Annotated in this window: 17 protein-coding genes, 1 pseudogene and 1 riboswitch; of the genes and pseudogenes, 3 read left to right on the top strand and 15 right to left on the bottom strand. The window is 54.6% G+C overall.

Features of this window, described 5'->3' with window-relative positions:
* Positions 1-52: 52 nt before the first annotated feature.
* The 3 genes from rluA to DZE2538_RS16720 all read right to left on the bottom strand — a co-directional run bounded on the left by rluA (position 53) and on the right by DZE2538_RS16720 (position 6,308).
* A complete protein-coding gene (gene rluA, locus DZE2538_RS16730; RefSeq protein WP_038916831.1) occupies positions 53-706 on the bottom strand; it encodes a bifunctional tRNA pseudouridine(32) synthase/23S rRNA pseudouridine(746) synthase RluA in 654 nt (217 codons plus the stop codon).
* Between the two features lie 62 nt (positions 707-768).
* Positions 769-3,672, bottom strand: a complete 2,904-nt coding sequence (rapA, locus tag DZE2538_RS16725; RefSeq protein WP_038916830.1) for an RNA polymerase-associated protein RapA — start codon at positions 3,670-3,672, stop codon at positions 769-771.
* A 263-nt stretch (positions 3,673-3,935) separates the two neighbouring features.
* Positions 3,936-6,308 carry a DNA polymerase II gene (locus DZE2538_RS16720; protein WP_038916829.1) on the bottom strand — a complete coding sequence of 791 codons (2,373 nt, stop codon included), beginning with the start codon at positions 6,306-6,308 and terminating at the stop codon, positions 3,936-3,938.
* Positions 6,309-6,598: 290 nt separating this feature from the next.
* Here DZE2538_RS16720 and DZE2538_RS16715 point away from each other — a divergent pair, with 290 nt between their 5' ends.
* Positions 6,599-6,898 carry a hypothetical protein gene (locus DZE2538_RS16715; RefSeq protein ID WP_226067361.1) on the top strand — a complete coding sequence of 100 codons (300 nt, stop codon included), beginning with the start codon at positions 6,599-6,601 and terminating at the stop codon, positions 6,896-6,898.
* A gap of 47 nt (positions 6,899-6,945) precedes the next feature.
* Here DZE2538_RS16715 and DZE2538_RS20525 read toward each other — a convergent pair whose 3' ends face one another.
* The 3 genes from DZE2538_RS20525 to DZE2538_RS16710 are packed head-to-tail and all read right to left on the bottom strand — an operon-like array spanning position 6,946 to position 8,072.
* Positions 6,946-7,362 (bottom strand): hypothetical protein, encoded by a 417-nt coding sequence (locus DZE2538_RS20525; RefSeq protein ID WP_236617025.1) that lies wholly within the window; start codon positions 7,360-7,362, stop codon positions 6,946-6,948.
* Positions 7,363-7,503, bottom strand: a complete 141-nt coding sequence (locus tag DZE2538_RS21305) for a hypothetical protein (protein WP_236616973.1) — start codon at positions 7,501-7,503, stop codon at positions 7,363-7,365.
* The gene (locus DZE2538_RS16710; protein ID WP_038917212.1) at positions 7,500-8,072 is read right to left on the bottom strand and encodes a hypothetical protein; all 573 of its coding nucleotides are present in this window, start codon (positions 8,070-8,072) and stop codon (positions 7,500-7,502) included. The genes DZE2538_RS21305 and DZE2538_RS16710 overlap by 4 nt, the downstream gene beginning before the upstream one ends.
* 214 nt (positions 8,073-8,286) lie before the next feature.
* Here DZE2538_RS16710 and DZE2538_RS16705 point away from each other — a divergent pair, with 214 nt between their 5' ends.
* Entirely contained in the window at positions 8,287-9,054 is a 768-nt protein-coding gene (locus tag DZE2538_RS16705; RefSeq protein ID WP_019843369.1) for a DedA family protein, read from the top strand.
* 61 nt (positions 9,055-9,115) lie between these two features.
* Here the strand turns inward: DZE2538_RS16705 and ilvN are convergent, their stop codons facing one another.
* The 7 genes and pseudogenes from ilvN to sgrR all read right to left on the bottom strand — a co-directional run bounded on the left by ilvN (position 9,116) and on the right by sgrR (position 16,588).
* Positions 9,116-9,409, bottom strand: coding sequence for an acetolactate synthase small subunit (gene ilvN / locus DZE2538_RS16700; protein WP_019843370.1), 294 nt, complete (start codon positions 9,407-9,409; stop codon positions 9,116-9,118).
* 3 nt (positions 9,410-9,412) lie between these two features.
* Complete coding sequence (gene ilvB, locus DZE2538_RS16695; RefSeq protein ID WP_038916827.1) at positions 9,413-11,077, bottom strand: acetolactate synthase large subunit; 1,665 nt, start codon at positions 11,075-11,077, stop codon at positions 9,413-9,415.
* Positions 11,078-11,189: 112 nt separating this feature from the next.
* A complete protein-coding gene (locus DZE2538_RS20955) occupies positions 11,190-11,291 on the bottom strand; it encodes an ilvB operon leader peptide IvbL (RefSeq protein ID WP_100224696.1) in 102 nt (33 codons plus the stop codon).
* Positions 11,292-11,421: 130 nt separating this feature from the next.
* Positions 11,422-12,114 (bottom strand): thiamine ABC transporter ATP-binding protein ThiQ, encoded by a 693-nt coding sequence (gene thiQ / locus DZE2538_RS16690; protein WP_023640781.1) that lies wholly within the window; start codon positions 12,112-12,114, stop codon positions 11,422-11,424.
* Positions 12,098-13,707, bottom strand: a pseudogene (gene thiP / locus DZE2538_RS16685) (thiamine/thiamine pyrophosphate ABC transporter permease ThiP). Before thiP ends, thiQ begins: the two are co-directional and overlap by 17 nt.
* A complete protein-coding gene (thiB, locus tag DZE2538_RS16680; RefSeq protein ID WP_023640779.1) occupies positions 13,683-14,666 on the bottom strand; it encodes a thiamine ABC transporter substrate binding subunit in 984 nt (327 codons plus the stop codon). The pseudogene thiP and the gene thiB overlap by 25 nt, the downstream one beginning before the upstream one ends.
* Before the next feature lie 43 nt (positions 14,667-14,709).
* A riboswitch (TPP riboswitch) is annotated at positions 14,710-14,864 on the bottom strand.
* A 56-nt stretch (positions 14,865-14,920) separates the two neighbouring features.
* Positions 14,921-16,588, bottom strand: coding sequence for an HTH-type transcriptional regulator SgrR (gene sgrR / locus DZE2538_RS16675; RefSeq protein WP_038914634.1), 1,668 nt, complete (start codon positions 16,586-16,588; stop codon positions 14,921-14,923).
* Between the two features lie 111 nt (positions 16,589-16,699).
* Between sgrR and sgrT the strand changes: the two genes are divergently transcribed.
* Positions 16,700-16,858, top strand: a complete 159-nt coding sequence (sgrT, locus tag DZE2538_RS21415) for a glucose uptake inhibitor SgrT (protein ID WP_071601226.1) — start codon at positions 16,700-16,702, stop codon at positions 16,856-16,858.
* Positions 16,859-16,988: 130 nt separating this feature from the next.
* Here the strand turns inward: sgrT and tnaA are convergent, their stop codons facing one another.
* The gene (gene tnaA / locus DZE2538_RS16670; RefSeq protein ID WP_012886183.1) at positions 16,989-18,389 is read right to left on the bottom strand and encodes a tryptophanase; all 1,401 of its coding nucleotides are present in this window, start codon (positions 18,387-18,389) and stop codon (positions 16,989-16,991) included.
* 99 nt (positions 18,390-18,488) lie between these two features.
* A complete protein-coding gene (gene tnaC / locus DZE2538_RS20515; protein WP_012768352.1) occupies positions 18,489-18,599 on the bottom strand; it encodes a tryptophanase leader peptide in 111 nt (36 codons plus the stop codon).
* Between the last annotated feature and the right edge of the window lie 234 nt (positions 18,600-18,833).

Raw genomic sequence — 18,833 nt, 5'->3', positions numbered from 1 at the left:
TTTCTAACGCTGCACGGTTTTCAGTGCGAGAGTTGGAGCCTGAGCACAGGTATTAGAAGTCGGCTTCGCAACGAAAGTGCATCGGTGTCGTAAAAATCGGATGGGTAATGGCCAGTTCCTGTGCATGCAGTAGCAAACGGGGTGCCAGTGCTTTCGCCTCCGGGTGGGCGTAAAACCCGTCGCCCAGAATCGGGTGACCCAATGCCAGCATGTGGACACGCAACTGATGTGAGCGACCGGTGATAGGCATCAGTTTCACTCGGGTGGTGCCATCGCTGTCCCGTGATAAGACGATGTAGTCGGTCTGGGCGGGCTTACCTTGCTCAAAGCAGACTTTTTGTTTCGGACGGTTAGGCCAGTCGCAAATCAGCGGCAGATCGACCAGCCCTTCATCCTGCGCCAGATGGCCCCAAACGCGGGCAATGTAAGACTTCTTCGGTTCCCGCTCGCGGAACTGGCGTTTCAGCTCTCGCTCAGCCGCTTTGGTCAGGGCGACCACCATCACACCGCTGGTGGCCATATCCAGACGATGGACGGACTCGGCGGTGGGAAAATCAGCCTGAATACGGGTCATGATGCTGTCTTTATGTTCTTCGGCGCGACCGGGAACGGAGAGCAGTCCGCTAGGCTTGTTCACCACCATGATGTGCTGATCCTGATACAGGATGTGCAGCCAGGGCTCGCGAGGGGGGTTATAGGGTTCCATGAAGGCTCCGGCATCGCGGCAAGGCAGGCCTTGCCGCGAAGTAGGTAGATAACAGATGAGGTTTACTGGTGCGCCACCATCACCAGACGGATGGAATCCAGACGCCAGTTGGCCTGTTGCAGATTCAGCAGCACCTGTTCACGCTGTTCTTCCAGCGCTTCCAGTTCATCGTCACGGATGTTCGGGTTGACGGCTTTGAGCGCCTCCAGTCGTTCCTGTTCGCGGCGCAACTGTGTTTCGGCGTTACGCTGCGCCTCGGCGATCAGCGCTTGAGCCTGTGCTTCTACCAATGGCTGAGCCTTCTGTAACATATCGTGCACCTCGTCTTGCACCGCATTGACCAGCTTGCTGGAAGTGTGGCGATTGACGGCGCTCAGTTGACGGTTGAAGCTCTCGAACTCCACTTGTGCGGCCAGATTGGTGCCTTTGCGATCCAGCAGGACGCGAATCGGCGTCGGTGGCAGGAAGCGGGTCAGTTGCAGTTTCTTCGGTGCCTGTGCTTCCACGACATAGACCAGCTCTGCCAGCAGTGTGCCGACCGGCAAGGCTTTGTTTTTCAACAGCGATACAGCGCAGCTGCCGGTGTCGCCAGACAGGATCAGATCCAGACCATTGCGGATCAGCGGATGCTCCCAACTCACGAACTGGGCATCTTCGCGCGACAGCGCCTGATCGCGATCGAACGTGATAGTACAGCCATCCTGCGGCAAGCCGGGGAAGTCCGGCACCAGCATGTGATCAGACGGTGTCAGCACAATCAAATTATCGCTACGGTCATCCTGATGAATACCGATGATGTCGAACAGGTTGAGTGCGAAATTGACCAGATTGACGTCGTTATCCTGCTCGGCAATGGCTTGTGCCAGTGCTTGCGCCCGCTCGCCGCCGTTGGAGTGCATCTCCAGCAGGCGGTCACGTCCTTGCTCCAGTTGCGCTTTCAGCGTGTCATGTTGCTGACGGCAGGTATGGATAAAGTCATCCAGTCCGGTTTGTTCAGACGGTTTCGCCAGCAGGTTGATCAGTTGCTCGTAGTGGCTGTCATAAATTGCGCGACCCGTCGGGCAGGTATGTTCGAACGCATCCAGCCCTTCGTGATACCAGCGTACCAGCAATGCCTGAGCGGTATTTTCCAGATAAGGCACCAGAATCTGAATGTCACGGCTCTGACCGATACGATCCAGACGACCGATACGTTGTTCCAGCAGATCCGGGTTAAACGGCAGATCAAACATGATCAGATGGCTTGCAAACTGGAAGTTGCGGCCTTCGGATCCGATCTCCGAACAGATCAGTACCTGAGCGCCTTCTTCTTCCGAGGCGAAATACGCAGCAGCACGGTCACGCTCGAGTATAGAGAGTCCTTCGTGGAAGACGGCGGCGCGGATAGCTTCACGGGTGCGCAGCACTTGTTCGAGTTGCAACGCAGTGGCGGCCTTAGCGCAGATTACCAGTACTTTTTCATCGCGATGGCTGGTCAGAAACTCCAGCATCCATTCGACGCGTGGATCGAAGCTCCACCAGGTGGCGTTATCGTCTTCGAACTGCTGATAAATTTGCTCCGGGTAGAGCATGTCGCGTGCGCAGTCTTCTGCGGATTTACGGGCATTCATAATGCCGGATACGCGAATCGCTGTCTGATACTGTGTGGGTAACGGCAGCCTGATTTGGTGTAGCTCGCGTTTCGGGAACCCTTTCACGCCCTGACGGGTATTGCGGAACAGCACACGGCTGGTGCCGTGGCGGTCCATCAGCATAGTGATCAGTTCCTGACGTGCGGCGGCGCTGTCTTCACTGTTGCTGGCGATGGATTTCAGCAGCGGTTCGATATCCTGCTCACCCAGCATCTCGCTCAGGGCGTTGCGTTCGCTATCGCTAATACTGTTGCCACTCAGCAGCAGGGTGACCGCATCGGCGACCGGGCGGTATTGTTGCTGTTCAGCGATAAATTCGTGGTAATCGTGGAAACGATCCGGGTCGAGCAGACGCAGGCGGGCGAAGTGGCTTTCCTGACCTAATTGCTCTGGCGTTGCCGTCAGCAGCAAGACGGCAGGAATAGCGCGTGCCAGACGCTCAATCGCTTTATAGCCAGCGCTCGGCGCGGCTTCACTCCAGGCCAGATGATGGGCTTCATCCACCACCAGCAGATCCCAGTCGGCATCCAGCAACTGTTCGAAACGGGAGGGGTTACGGCGGACAAAATCCAGTGAGCAGATGATCAGTTGCTCAGTTTCAAACGGGTTGTCGCTATCCAGGCGGGCTTCGGCGTAGCGTTCGTCGTCAAACAACGAAAACAGCAGGTTGAAACGGCGCAACATTTCCACCAGCCATTGATGTTGCAGGGTTTCCGGCACCACGATCAGTACGCGCTCGGCACGACCTGCCAGCAATTGCTGGTGGATAATCATGCCAGCTTCGATGGTCTTACCCAAACCGACTTCGTCGGCCAGCAATACGCGTGGCGCATGGCGTTGGCCTACTTCGCGGGCGATGTGTAACTGATGAGGGATCAGGCTGGCGCGCATGCCACGCAACCCTCCCCAGGATTGCAGCGCCTGTTCATGCTGGTGCAGACGGGCACGGTAACGCAGTGCAAAACGATCCATGCGGTCAATCTGCCCGGCGAACAACCGGTCTTGCGGTTTATTGAAGGTCAGTTTGCTGTCGAGGAACACCTCCCGCAGTTCAGCGGGCTCGTCGGTATCCAGACGCTGGCCGATGTAGGTGCGCAGGCCGTTCTCATCACGAACGTCTTCCACCTGTAGTTGCCAGCCTTCGTGGCTGGTGACGGTATCGCCAGGATTGAACATGACACGGGTGATAGGTGCGTCATTTCTGGAATAGAGGCGGTTTTCGCCGCTAGCCGGAAATAGCACCGTAATCATGCGGGCATCCATCGCCACTACCGTACCCAATCCTAAATCGCTTTCTGTATCGCTGATCCAGCGTTGACCAAGTGTAAAAGGCATAAATTCTAAGCTCGATACTCGTCGTTGTCGGAGAATGTCTGAACAGGAGGCTGCCGACCCCTGCGTACGGCAATACCTTACCCGCCCTGCGCGACAGAGATGCTATCGTGCACAGCCTGTGTGATGCGGGTATGGGGGAAGCGCCCCGGATGTAATTGACCGTTGTCTAACTGACAGACGTGGACCCACGCCTGATATTTTTGAAAGGGCGCTATGGTACTGGATGGCGGCCTGTTCGTCACCTGTCAGGCACCATCGGATTGTTAAAATAACCCCATCTGTCCGGTAATCAGTGTAGCAAAATCATCGTGAATGAAAGGCAGAATGGCATCGGCCACCGGTTGCAGCTGTTTTTCCACATAGTGATTGTAATCCAGCATTGAGTGACGATTCTCCAGCGGTTCGGGGCCATTCACCGTGATGACGTAGCTTATCCAGCCGCCGCTTTGGTACTGCAAAGGACGGTCATGCTGACGGTTGTACTCGTCGGCCATTCTGGCGGCGCGGACTTGCGGCGGTACATTGCGTTGATAGTCGCTCAGTTTATGGCGTAGGCGTTTGCGGTAGACCAGCAGGTCGTCATGCTCGCCTTCCATCGTTTTAGCCACGTATTCCCGCACCCATTCCTGATACGGTTCACGGTGGAAAATACGCCGATAAAGCTGCTGCTGGAATTGCTGCGCCAGGGGTGTCCAGTCCGAACGTACCGTTTCCAGCCCTTTGAATACCATCTGCTCACCCTGTGGCGTCATTGTCATACCGGCGTAGCGTTTTTTGCTGCCCAGTTCGGCCCCACGGATAGTGGGCATCAAAAAACGGTGAAAATGGGTTTCGTATTCCATCTCCAGCGCGCTGTTCAGCCCATGTTGCTGATGCAGGTGCTGTTGCCACCAGTCGTTGATATAAGCGACCAATTCACGACCGATGGCGTCCGCTTCGTCCGCGCGATGGGCGCGCTTAAGCCACACGAAGGTCGAATCCGTATCGCCATAAATCACCTGATAACCTTTGGCTTCAATCAGCGAACGGGTCTGGCGCATGATCTCATGGCCGCGCAGGGTGATCGACGACGCCAGTCGAGGATCAAAAAAGCGGCAACCGCTCGACCCCAGTACGCCATAAAATGCATTCATGATGATCTTCAGCGCCTGTGACAGCGGTTTATTGTTCTCCTGCTTGGCGAGATCACGCCCGTGCCACACCTCTTCTACGATAGCGGGCAGGCAATGCTGGCGGCGGGAAAACCAGGCACCGCGAAAACCTTCGACGGCGTGCTGTTCATCAGGCTGCTGCAAGCCGGTGATAAGCCCGACCGGGTCAATCAGGAAGGTGCGAATGATGGAGGGGTAGAGGCTTTTATAGTCCAGTACCAGCACCGAATCGTACAGACCGGGGCGGGAGTCCATCACGTAGCCGCCGGGGCTGGCTTCCGGCGGGATCTCACCCAGGTTGGGGGCGACAAACCCGGCCCGGTGCATACGTGGCAGGTAGAGGTGAGTAAATGCCGCTACCGAGCCGCCGCTGCGGTCTGCGGCCAGCCCGGTGACGCTCGCCCGCTCCAGTAAAAAGGCGATTAAATGGGTTTTCTCGAAGATGCGCGTCACCAGCTCGCAGTCTTTCAGGTTGTAGCGCGCCAGCGCGGGTTTGTCTTGCTGAAAACGCTGCTCGATCTCTTCCAGTCGCTGATAAGGATTGTCGCTGGCTTTCCCTTCGCCAAGCAGCGACTGGGCGACAAATTCCAGGCTGAACGAGGCAAAATGCCAGGTGGCGGATTTCAGTGCTTCGATACCATCGACGATCAACCGGCCCGGCGCGCTGGCGAAAAAATGCCCCTGTCGATAGCCATGCTCGCGCCACTCCAGCTCCTGACTGTTGCGTCCGAATCGTAATGGAATGCGGTAACGCTCGGCGTGCTGTTGCAGCACCCGCAGGTCAAACTGCACCAGATTCCAGCCGATAATGACATCCGGATCGTAGGTGTGCAGCCACTGATTGAGTTTTTCCAGCAGTTGTGGACGGCTGGCGACGTATTCCAGCGTCAGGTCGCCAGCATCCTCTCTGTTGCCATTTTCTGGCCCCAGCATAAATACCTGACGCTGGCCGCACCCTTCCAGACCGATGCAGTAAAGCTCGCCGTGGCGGCTGGTTTCGATATCCAGCGACACCGTTTTGAGTGACGGGCGGTAGTCAGGGGCCGGTTTGAGTTTGACGTTATCGATCAGCCCGTCAGCGCTTTCTTCGCCGCTAAACCAGACTGGCGCGGTGATAAAACGCTCCATCAGAAACCGCTCCGGCGGGCGGATATCCGCTTCGTACACCGGAATTCCCGCCTCCTGTAGCTTCTTTTCCAATCGCAACAGCTGGCGATATTGCAGGCAGTAGAGTCCCAGTTGAGGCTCGTGGTGAAAGTTTTTCAACGCCAGCGGCCGCAGTTGCCAGTGCTTTTCTTCACTTAATAACTGGCTGATACGTGCCTGATGACGCATCGGGACAAACGCTACCGCCTGTTGCGGTGACAACCTGACCCGACAGGGGCCAGTGTCAGTTGCCAGCCAGCATTCGACCTGGACTCCGGCAGGGATGTCTTGCCAGTGGCGGGTCAGTACAAATCCCTGACGCGGTGGGGAAAGGGTCATGGCGTGTTGTCAGCGGGTCAGTGGAGTAATGGCATAAATTATGTATATGCATACAGGTTTTGTCCAGTTGCCGTACTCACACGTTGGAGCGGTCTACTTGTCGGTATTGGTTATCTGGTTTACGTTGTATAATTCAATTTATCTTAATCTGGTTATGATTTTATGGGTGAAATGAAGTAATCACTGTATTTAAAGGAGAGTGGTAAGAAGGATATGAGGGTATTGAATAAGCTGATTATTATTTTTTCTTTTTTATCTGTGCCTGTAATGCCAATGCACGTATTCCCTCATTGATTGGTTTTGAAGGCGATGAGTTAGTTGAGAAAATAATAAAAAATGTACCCAGAATATCCCAACATTATCAAGTTAAACACGGTGATGCTGAGGGGCCAGGGAAACAGGTGATAGGGATATATTTTGAAAATACCACCGATATTGATATGTTAAGAAAGTATATTAATTCATTGAAGTTTAAACTAAGTATGGATGATGGTTATCGGGAGGTATGGGAGTCTCCAGATAAAAGTAAATTTATTGTGATTTCTGTTAATCATGAAGGTCATGCCACTTACTTTGAGGTTTTTTTATGAGTCTCACCATTTATTTTTTGGTTTTATCATTGGCCAATAAGTCTAGATTAACGTAAGATAGTTTGAGAGAGATATTTTCTGAGCATCGTAATGCTTTTCTTATTACCATTATTTTGTAGGCTATCGATAAGTATGCTTTTATCTATTATTGTCCTATTTTCTTTATCGATCTCAATTAAAAAATAATTTTTTGCTCGTCTATCTCTTAACCCAATAGTATAAACAAAACCTATAAATGTTTTATCTCTAACATCAATTTTCCCTACTGCATCGAGGCTTAGGCAAGTTGAGTTTTCAAAGTCTCCCTGACCAATAGATGGTACAATGTTACTGATTTCTTTTTTATCTGTTAACCAGCCAATAAAGCATAATGGGTTGTATTTTTTGTAATATCCTTCGGCGGGAATTAGTGAACCTATATATTTACCGTTTTCAATAACATCAAAAGATTGGCTGTTATGTATTTATATCTGCTCCACTTCCAGTGGCTGAGCTTTTATCGATAATGTTGATAATAGATGGCTACCATCAATCGGCGTTAATATAATTGATGCGTATGCTTGCAGCGACATCGGCAATGTTATTGTTGCTAGTATTTTCTTCATTGCAATTCCTCATCGATTTTCTTTATATTATTTTTGAGATCAGCTATGCTCTTTTTTTCTGAATCATTTTGAAATTTTTCAATGAGTTGACTTTTATCTTCTATAGTTCTTTTTTCTCTATTAAGTTCAATGAGGAAGTGGTTTTGAAAATATCTGTCTATCAACCCTACAGTGTATACAAAGCCAATAAAGGTTCTTCCCTTTTCCTCTATTTTTCCTATTGCATCAAGTTTTGAACAGAGGGAAAGTTCAAAATACCCTTGTCCTATTGATGGGATGATTTTTGATATTGTTTTTTTATCAGTTGACCAACCAATAAAACACAGTGGATAATAATTTTTATAGAATCCTCTGGCGGGTATTATTGTTCCTATATATTTTCCATCATCAGTAATATCAAACTGCTGATGTTCCTGAATATTGATGTCAATGATTCCTTTGTTATTTCCTGACTTTATTACTTCACTTGATAAGGTTTTATCATCATTCTTAGTTAAACTGACTGATGCATAGGATGGTATTGAGACCAATAGTGTTATAAGAAGTGAGGTATATATTGTTTTTTTCATGTGTATTTCCCTGGCTTCTTCCATCGGTAAATCCATTCACGACTTTAAAGTGTTGCTTTTATAACAACAAAATAGTGCCGCTTCAAGGAAGCGACGCGTCGGTGATGATGAGTACCGTGCCAGAGGCACTTTTACTCCTTCCTGCCATACGCCAGCGGTTTCCTGCTATCATCCCGTTATCTTTGTTTATAAAAAAGCAGAAATGTAGAGACGTATGGAAGCCTGGCTGGAGCATCTGATCACTCAATCGTTGGCGTATTCGCTGACGGCGGTACTGTTGGTGGCGTTTCTGGAGTCACTGGCGTTAGTAGGGTTGCTGTTACCCGGCACAATCATGATGGCGTCACTGGGCACCTTGATCGGCAGCGGTAATATGGGGCTGTATCCCGCCTGGGGGATGGGCATCATTGGTTGTCTGCTGGGGGACTGGATTTCCTATTTCATCGGCTGGCACTTTAACGAGAAGCTGCATAACTGGTCGTTCCTGCAAAAGCACCGGGCATACCTGTATCGCACGGAGAAAATGCTGCACCAGCACAGTATGGCGACGATTCTGATTGGCCGGTTTTTTGGCCCGACCCGGCCGCTGATCCCGATGGTGGCGGGGATGTTGCAGCTATCGCCCCGGCGTTTTGCGCTGCCGAATATCATCGGTTGTCTTACCTGGCCTCCGGTGTATCTGCTGCCCGGTATTCTGGCCGGTGTGGCGATTGATATTCCCAAACAGGCTGACAGCGGTAGCTTTAAGTGGCTGTTGCTGGTGACCGCTGTCCTGCTGTGGAGTGCGGGCTGGTTGGTATGGCGGTGGTGGCGTGCTCCTCGTGGGAATACGGCGGAACCAAACGGTTGGCTGACACTGGCGCGCCTGCGCTGGCTGGCTCCGCTGACGGCTATTATTGCGGTCATCAGTCTGTGGCAGCTGTGGCAACACCCGTTGATGCCGGTTTATCGACACCTGCTGTGGCAAATTCTGAATGGGTAAGTTTTTAAAACGGTAAGTGAGGAGATGCGATACCGGTTTGCCCGGTATCGCCTTCTGAGGGTTAGCGGTAAAACTCCGCTACCTGATCAAAGATTTTCATCTCTTCGCCGTGGCGGGTCACCTGTAATACGTCTTCGAGCTTTTCTACCTGGCTTATCATCTGCGGTAAGCGGTGATCATCTTTCACTAATAGCCAGATACGGCTTTGCTCATTGCCGGGTAGCGGCATACACATGATGCCTTCCACGTTGAACGCGCGGCGGGCGAACAGCCCGCACACATGGGACATCACGCCTGGGTGGTTGCGTACTGAGAGTTCCAGTGTGACCTGTGCAGTCGTCGATGAAGTCTGCATAATTTAATCTCCAATCATCTCAATATTGGCGGCACCCGGCGGTACCATCGGGAACACTTTTTCGTTGATATCAATCGCGGCGTGAATCAATGTCGGGCCGGGGCGTTGCAGTGCGTCGCGCAAGGCGGTTTGCGGGTCTTCCGCCGCGTTCAGATCGCAGGTGGCGAAGCCGAATCCGGCGGCGATCGCCAGAAAGTTGGTTTGGTAACGGTAGTCTGATGCGACGAAGTTCTGCTTATAGAACAGTTCCTGTTGTTGGTGCACCAACCCCAGTGACTGGTTGTTCATCAGGACGATTTTGACGTTCAGGTTCTCTTCCGCCGCAGTAGCCATTTCCTGAATATTCATCATCAGGCTGCCGTCACCGGAAAAGCACACCACCGTACGTTGTGGTTCCGCCAGCGCCGCGCCAATAGCCGCCGGTACGCCAAAGCCCATGGTGCCGAAACCGCCGGAGGTGAGCCATTGGCGTGAACGCCGCAGTGGATACGCCTGCGCGACCCACATCTGGTGCTGACCTACGTCCGTGGTGATGATGGCCTGGTCGTCCAGTTGCGCCGCCACCGCGCGGATCAACCCATAATGGCTGAGCGGGTCGTCGGTATTTGGCATATTGAACGGAAAATCACGTTGCAGGGAACGCACCTGTTCGAGCCACTCGGTACGGGGCTGGCGTTCGACCAATGGCAGTAACTGCTCCAGCGCTTGCGCGACATCGGCGTGAAGTGCAACGTGCGGCTGGCGGATCTTACCGAGTTCAGCGGGATCGATATCGATGTGGATAACACGGGCATCCGGACAGAATTCTTCCGCTTTACCGATAGCGCGATCGTCAAAACGGGCACCCAGTACGATCAACAGATCAGACTGTTGCAGGATCATGTTGGTATAGCGGGCGGCATGCATTCCGAGCATCCCGAGCGACAGCGGGTGATCCACTGGCATTGCCCCCAGCGCCATCAGCGTCATGGTAGTGGGTAACCCGGCACGTTCGGCCAGCTCGATGGCTTGCTGATGCGCATCTGCACTAATGATCCCACCCCCCAGATACAGGATCGGGCGTTTGGCCTGATTGATCATCGCCGCCGCCGCGTTCAGAGCATGGGTATCGACAGCCGGAGCCGGGGGCAGCGTGGCCGGTGCAGGCAGCTCTGCCAGTTCGATGGTCGCGGTTTGTACGTCTTTAGGGATGTCCACCCAGACCGGGCCAGGACGGCCGGATTGTGCCAGCCGAAAGGCGTCGTTAATCACCTGTGGCAGTTCGCTGATATCGCGCACCAGATAGTTGTGCTTGGTCACCGGGATCGAGATGCCATAGGTGTCGACTTCCTGAAACGCGTCGGTACCGATCATGCTGGAAGGCACCTGACCGGTGATGCACACCAGTGGAATAGAATCGAGCTTGGCATCGGCGATGGCCGTCAGCAGGTTGGTGGCACCGGGCCCGCTGGAGGCCATACACACTGCGGCTTTACCGCTGGCGCGCGCCATCCCCTGAGCGATGAATCCGGCACCCTGTTCATGGCGGGCGAGTACATGGTGAATGATGTGGCTCTTTCCCAACGCATCGTACAACGGCAGCGCCGCGCCGCCCGGAATACCGCTTACTGTGGTGATGCCTTGCTGCTCCAGCAGACGGATAATCAGCTCAGCTCCTGTATAACGCATAGTCATATCCTTTATCAGAGCCGGTCAGGAGGAGCGGGGAGGGTGGACATAAAGAAACCCCGCTCGGCTTGCGCCGGCGGGGTTTGGGAATCTAGGTTTGATTCGGAACCCGTTACGGCGCGCTGCCGACCACGACCACCACGCGCACGACGACGACCGCGTCAAGCAGCGCGGCGTTGTTTAGTAGTGCGAAAGTAGAGGTGGTGTGTTTCACGGGTAACCTTAATGTTCGTTTTGGTTAATTTGCGCTCCCATATAACCATGAGCGCGGAAAAATAGACAAGGCTTCAACACAGCCAAACCACAGAAATGTGCTTAATGTCACATTTTAAATGGGGTGTTTGTCATCCCAGCCCCAGTATTTTCGCAGCCTGTGCATGCTGCGCCAGTTCGCTGGTCTGGCCATCGTGATAGATTCGGCCGTCTACCACCAGTATGCTGCGTGGCGCAATGCGTATGGCGTCTTCCAACTGGTGTGACACCATTAATAGCGTCAGGTGCCGTTCGCGGCAAATCTCATCCACCAGTGACAGCATTTCCTGACGCAGCGCCGGATCGAGTGCGGAAAACGGTTCATCCAGCAGCAGGATTGGTTGCTGGCGAATCAGGCAACGCGCCAGTGCCGCCCGTTGGCGTTGCCCACCAGACACCTGCGACGGCAGGCGTTCCAGCAGTGGCGAAAGCCCCATGCGGCCCGCGATATCACGTAGCGTTTGCTGCTGGTCCGCACTTAATTTCAGGCCGGGATGCAGGCCAAGGGCGATATTCTGCGCCAGCGTCAGATGGGGGAACAGGTTGTTTTCCTGAAACAGGATCGACACCGGGCGTTTCGCCGGTGGTGTGGCAGCATGATCCTGCCCGTTAAGCTGTAACTGGCCGCTATCGGCTGACAGAAAGCCCGCTATCAGGCTCAGCAGGGTACTTTTCCCCGCGCCACTCGGGCCCAGAATGGCAAGGCGCTCGCCGGGTTGCACCTGTAAATCGAAGCGCATCGGCAGGTGTTGGTAGAGGTAGGTCAACTTATGGAGCGCTATCATGTAAGCCTGCCAGTTTCTCAATCAGGGTAAACAGCGTAAAGCACAATACCAACAGTAGCAGCGCCGTTACCGCGCCATCGGCACTGCGATACGCGCCGATTTGTTGATAAAGGTAAAACGGCAGGGTGCGAAACTGCTCGTTGCCAAATAGCGCGATGATGCCGAAATCACCCACCGATAATACACAAGCAAAGGCCAGCGCCTGTGCAATAGGCGCGCGTAGCGCCTTCAGTTCCACCACCCTGAGTCGATTCCAGCCACGAATATCCAGTGACTGACACAACAAGCTGTAACGTGCGGCGGTGTCCGTCATCGGGTTTTCCAGCACTTTCATCGCATAGGGAATGGCCAGCAGCGCATTGGTCAGCACCACCAGCCCGTAAGGGGAGGAGGGTAGCCCGATGGTTCGATTGAATAGCAGGAAAAACCCTGACGCCAGCACAATGCCCGGCATCGCCAGAATCAGCATCCCGCTCAGGTCCAGCCACTGGGCGGCTAACCGTTGCTGACGCAGTTTCAGTTCACGGCTGCTCCACAATAACATCAGGGTTAACGCTACGCTGAGCGCACCGGCCGCCAGCGCAATACGCAGTGAAGTCCAGAGCGTTTGCCATAGTGCAGGCTGGCGCAATACGTCTGGCAGCGAGCGATTTAGCCCATCAGCGAAGACGGCCAGGAGCGGTGGCAACAACAATAACAGCGCTGCTGTAATCAGTAGCGTATCGGTGACCCGGCTAAACAGGCTGTCCTGTGGGTCGCGCCAGCGCTGGCGGTTGCTGACGCCTACTGCCAATAACCGGCTTAGTCGTTGGCTGAGTAACACCAGCCCCAGACAACAGACCATCTGCAACAGCGCCAGCAGCGCGGCCCGCGCAGGGTCATAGTCAAAGTTTAACGCCTGATAGATAGCCAGTTCGATGGTCGTCGCCTGCGGGCCACCGCCCAGCGCCAGCACGGTAGCAAAGCTGGCAAAGCACAGCATGAAAATCAGTGCCCCGGCGGGTAAGAGCTGGCGGCGTAGCCACGGCCACTCCACCAGACGGAAGAAGTACCAGCCGCGCAGACCGAGTTGGGCTGCCAACTGGCGTTGTTCGGTCGCAATGCCTTCCAGCGCCTGCAAGAACAGTCGCGTTGCCAACGGCAGATTAAAAAAGACATGGGCCAGCAGGATGCCCTGCAAGCCGTAAGGCGAAAACCGGTATTCGATGCCCACCTGCATCAGCAGACGGGCCAGCCAGCCTTCCCGGCCATAGACGCTGAGTATACCGAACACGGCTACCAACACCGGCAGTACCAGCGTCATCGCGCACAACCGCAACAGCAGGCGATGACCGGGAAAACGGCGACGATACAACGCCCGCGCCAGAAATAGCGCGGGCAAAGTGGAAAGCAGAGCAGACAATAACGCCTGCCAAAAGCTGAAGCGAATGACATGCCACAGGTAGCTGTCATTCCACAGCGACAGCCAGGGGGTAGGGGGGCGTCCAGCCACAGTGCGCCGAACGCCAGTGCCGCAGTTGCGATCAACAGAACCGCGGCCAGCAACCCCGGCCACAGCCAGCCTGGGATCAGCGGCTGACGGCGCGCTGCCATGCCTGAACCCAATTCGCTCGCTGTTCTGCGACTTGCTGTGGGGAAAACTCCAGCGCGCTGGCTGGCAGCGTCAGGGTGTTGTAGCCCTCAGGCAGCTCGGTTTTGATCACCGGGTACATCCAGTTGGTGGTCGGAATGAGCTGTTGAACAGTGGGGCTTATCATAAATTGCAGGAAGCGTGCCGCCAGCTGCGGGTTTTTACTGCCAGCCAGTGAGGCGGCGACTTCGACCTGCATATAGTGGCCTTCGCTGAAGTTGGCGGCGGCATAGCTGTCTTTTTTCTCAGCGATGAGATGGTAGGCCGGTGAGGTGGTGTAGCTCAGTACCAAATCGGCTTCACCTTTCAGGAACAGGCCGTAGGCTTCACTCCAACCTTTGGTGACGGTGACGGTTTTCGCCGCCAGTTTCTGCCAGGCAAGTGGTGCTTTGTCGCCATACACTTTTTGCATCCACAACAGTAACCCCAGCCCCGGAGTGCTGGTGCGCGGATCTTCGTAGATCACTTTCCACGGTTGGTTGCTTTCCACCAATTCATGCAGGCTTTTCGGCGGGTTTTTCAGTTTGTCTTTGTTATAGACGAAGGCGAAATAGCCGTAGTCGAACGGCAGGAAGGTCTCGTTGTGCCAACCACCGGGCACTGTCAGCGTGCTGGTGTTCACGCCATGCGGGGCGAACAGGCCGGTCTGTGCTGCGGCTTGTACCAGATTGTTATCCAACCCCAGCACCACATCCGCCGACGTATTTTTACCTTCCATTCGCAGGCGGTTGAGCAGGGCGACGCCATCTTCCAGCGCCACGAATTTCAGCTCACAGTCGCACTCTTTTTCAAACGCGGTTTTGACCGCCGGGCCGGGGCCCCACTCCGAGGCGAACGAATCGTAGGTGTAGACCGTCAGAATGGGTTTGGCAAACACAGGGGCGGACAGCAATAACAGGCAGGACAATAATTTCTTTAACACTTTGCGCTCCAAATTGTTGAAGGCGGCAAAGGTCTTTGAGCAAGCAGAATGCAGTCTCAAATCCCTTCGCCGGTATTAACCGGATCAGGTTCGACGGGTATTTTCTCAGCGGCGCAAACGTACATGGCTTTTCGTGCATGACTCTTGGTACATGACGACGCGTACATGAATGTTGGGGCCGCACCCCGTTGAGAACGGCACCATTGTAAAGTGTTTGTCACATCAGGAAAAGCGCCATGACGGGGAGCGGAGGGTCAGGTGGTGGGGGCGGGCGGCGCGAACCAGGCCGACTTGAAATCGAACCAACCCAGCGTATTCATGTGCAGCCCTCGCATGTTGGCCTGCCCCTGCAAGCGCAACCAGTGATGGAATAGCGGGTGAAGTTGCTGGTTACTGACCAGCGACTGGCTCCACTCTGCCAGCGACAGTTCACCCTGACGCCACTGGCGTGCGGTGCTATCCAGTTCCTCTTCCCCCAAACAGTGTCGCAGCAACGGCAGTTCATACAGCATCGCGAACAGCGAAAACTCCAGCGGCAGATAGACGTTGGCGCTACCGAGCCAGATATCGCCGACATCGGTGCCCTGGCACCAGGCGTCGAATTCCAGGCTGCGTAGTGTCAGTGTGACGCCGTGTGATGCCAGCAAGCGGCTCATGATGTCGCTTATCACCGCGTACTCAGGGTGGTCACGGTAGTAAGTGAGCGTGAGGTGGGTCAGCCCGGCCGGTTTTTCCCGTACCGCGCGCGGTGGGCTGTGATGCCAGCGCGGGAGCAAGCCATAGGCAGGAGACCAGTCACTCTGGTATGGGCTGTCCGCCAGGGCAAGCATCGCTACCGGGCTTAATACCTGACACAGCCAGTGGCGGACCTCTGGGTCTGTCATTGGCGCAGAACGGCGGTCAAACAGCAGGAAATAACAGCCTTCTTCGAGCCGATTCTCCAGTTCATTGTCGATGGTGTCATCGCCTTGCAGCGTGACGGTACAAGCGGGGATGGTCGGGGCGTCGGGTAGTACCCAGATACTGACCTCATCAATCAGCGCCCGGTAGCCGAAGTAATCGTCAAACGCGGCAATTTTTAACTGATTGGGGGAATTGCGCACCACCTTATAGGGCCCGGTGCCTACGGGTTGACGGATAAAGTCCGGCAGCGTTGGCCATTCTTGCGGCAGGATCATGGCCGGTACGCTGCCGAGCAACCACGGTAGCCAGTCGTCCGGCATGCTGAGCCGGATATCCAGCACGAACGGCGTCGGTGACGAGATGTCGGCTAAATGGGAAAACAGCGGCAGCGACGTTAACCGGGATAACGAGGTGATCACGTCTTCCATCGTCAGTTCCCGGCCGTGGTGGAAGCGAATCGCCGGGCGCAAGTAGAAACGCCAGTGCAAGGGTGACAACGCCTGCCAGTGGTGTGCGATATCCGGTAACAGTTCCCCATTTTCCTCATTTAGGCTGGTCAGCCCGCTGAAAATCTGGCGGGCGATGTGGGTTTCCGAGCGCCGTAACGCACTACCGGGCAGCAGATTATGCATCGGTCGATAGTAGAGGATTCTCAGCAGGTGGCGGCCCTGGCGCACGCTGCGGCCAAGGTGTGACATCAGCATCTGGCGTACGGTTTCCTTGTCACCCACCAGTTGTACCAACTGGTCGATGCGGTCCTGCTCCAGCAGGTCTTCGGCCCGCTGCTGTTGCAGGGTTAATCCCGTGTAGAGAAAGCTGAGACGCGAGCGTTTACCACGCCCGGCTTCTGCCTGCCAGGTGAGCCAGCCTTGTTGTTGCATGGCGTTGAGTAGCGAGCGGACATGGCGACGGGAGCAACTGAGCAACCCGGCCAGTTCCTGCAGCGTAGTGTCAGTATCCTGACCTTGCAGGCATTGCCATAACCGAACGAATTGTTGTTGCAGGCGTGGGGAGGACATAAAAGGGGAACTCCACGACTCAAGGTCATCAATATATTTTTCCCTATATTACGCGGATACTGAATAGCAGTGAATGGTTCTGTACGCGAACCGTCGTGAAGGGGAGGCTCTATGTGCCGGTTATTCCGCTTTTATCGTCGCTGGCTTTGCCGAGGCTGTCGTCGGGGGTGGGGGGGACTCACCGCTCCACAGCGAATGGCATTGCTGTTACAGGTTACGCAGTGGCAGATCCAGGATATGGACGAGGAAGAGTATCGCCGCTGGCTGTAATGCCGGTGGCTATCGAATGAGAGTGAGAACGGCGGCGGGAAACCGCCACAGTGTTCTGAGTAATGGTGCTGTTCACCAGCCAGCGGAGTGCTCCGCTGGCTTTTTTTATGGCAGGTTTTATGGTGGCGCGTTATTCCACCGGTTTCAGCCGGGCGACAAAGTGGCGCAATACCGGCGGCTCATAGGTGAACGTCAGACCTTTGATGCTGCTGGCCCTTTCTTTCAGTGCAATCAGCGAGTCGGCGATATAGTCCATGTGATCGTTGGTGTACACCCGACGCGGAATGGTCAGACGCAGCAGTTCCAGCGGCGACGGTTTCTGTTCGCCGGTGTCCGGGTCACGCCCCAGCAGCAATGAACCGATTTCCACACTGCGGATACCTGCTTCCAGATACAGCTCATTATTCAGCGCTTGTGCCGGGAACTGCTCCGCCGGGATATGCGGCAGCAGCTTTTTCGCATCGACAAACACCGCATGCCCACCTACTGGGTATTGAATCGGAATCCCACCGGCACGCAGCCGCTCGCCGAGGTAGGTCACCTGGCCGATACGATAGGTCAGGTAGTCTTCGTTCATACCTTCTTCCAGACCAATAGCCAGCGCTTCCATGTCGCGCCCGGCCAGCCCGCCGTAGGTCACAAACCCTTCCATCGGTACACAGCGGATGCGTACCTCGTTGAACAGATCTTCGTCGCTGCGAAAACAGCACAGTCCGCCGATGTTCACCATCGGATCTTTCTTCGCTGACATGGTGAGCATGTCGCCGTACTGGTACATCTCATGGACGATCGCTTTGATCGAGCGGTTCTCATAACCGGCTTCACGTTGCTTGATAAACCAGGCGTTTTCGCAAAACCGGGCCGAGTCGATCACGACCGGGATCCCGTGTTGCTGCGCGATGCGATACACCTCACGCATGTTGCCCATTGAAATCGGCTGACCGCCGGAGCTGTTGCAAGTGACGGTGGTGATGATCGCCACGACGTTGTCCGCACCGTGTTGCTCGATGGTGGTCTGTAACAGGTCAAGGTCGAAGTCGCCTTTCCAGTCGTAATAGGTGGTGGTGTCGAAGGCTTTGGGGGTCACCACATTGATGGCGCGTGCACCGTTTAGCTCTACATGGGCCGCAGTGGTGTCAAAATGGAAGTTGGAAATGAACACCGGCTTTTTGCCGCCGCCAGCGCGTTGCTTTTTGGCAATCAGACACGGGAACAGAATCTGTTCCGCGCCACGGCCCTGATGAGTCGGAATCGTGAACGGATAACCCAGCAGCGCTTTCACCTGATCGCACAGATGGTAGTAGTTGCGCGACCCGGCATAGGCTTCGTCGCCCATCATCAGCCCGGCCCACTGGCGGTCGCTCATGGCGCCGGTACCGGAGTCGGTCAGCAGGTCGATGTAGACATCCTCACTGCGTAACAAAAACGGGTTGTAGCCTGCTTCCTGCAAGGCGCGTTCCCGTTCGTCGCGGGTGGTCATACGGATGTTTTCTACCATTTTGATACGAAAAGGCTCAGGGATGCGTTTCATGCACTTTCTCCATAACGCCGTCAGCAGGCCGGTTTGCCGCTGTATGACGTCAAAAAACAATAAATTGAAATAAAAGGAAAAAATCAGCGAGATGCTGAATCAGGCATGAAGCGAGCGTGGGAAATCGTCGGTAAGGCGGTGGTCGATGTTGAACCAGGGGCGACAGTCGCCGGAGAGGCTCAGGCGATAACACCGGATGATGCGTGTCATGAGGTCTCCTTATCTCGTGAATAACGAACAATCAGAATAGGGCAAAAGTACCGGATAAAACCGTGATCACGCGGGCAATCCCGCACTGACAGTACCGCCTTATATGAGAATTAAAATTGATTCAATAATGGTTCTCATTAGCATTTTTTAATGTTAAAACAGTCGACGTTTGGCATCGGAACCGGTTATTGGGGCGTGTTGCCGTGGAGTCACTAACAAAGAGGTAAAGGCAGG

The organism is Dickeya zeae NCPPB 2538 (assembly GCF_000406165.1).
GTDB lineage: Bacteria > Pseudomonadota > Gammaproteobacteria > Enterobacterales > Enterobacteriaceae > Dickeya > Dickeya zeae.
Note: the sequence above shows the minus strand (reverse complement) of the source record. Positions and strands in the feature narration are given on the sequence as shown.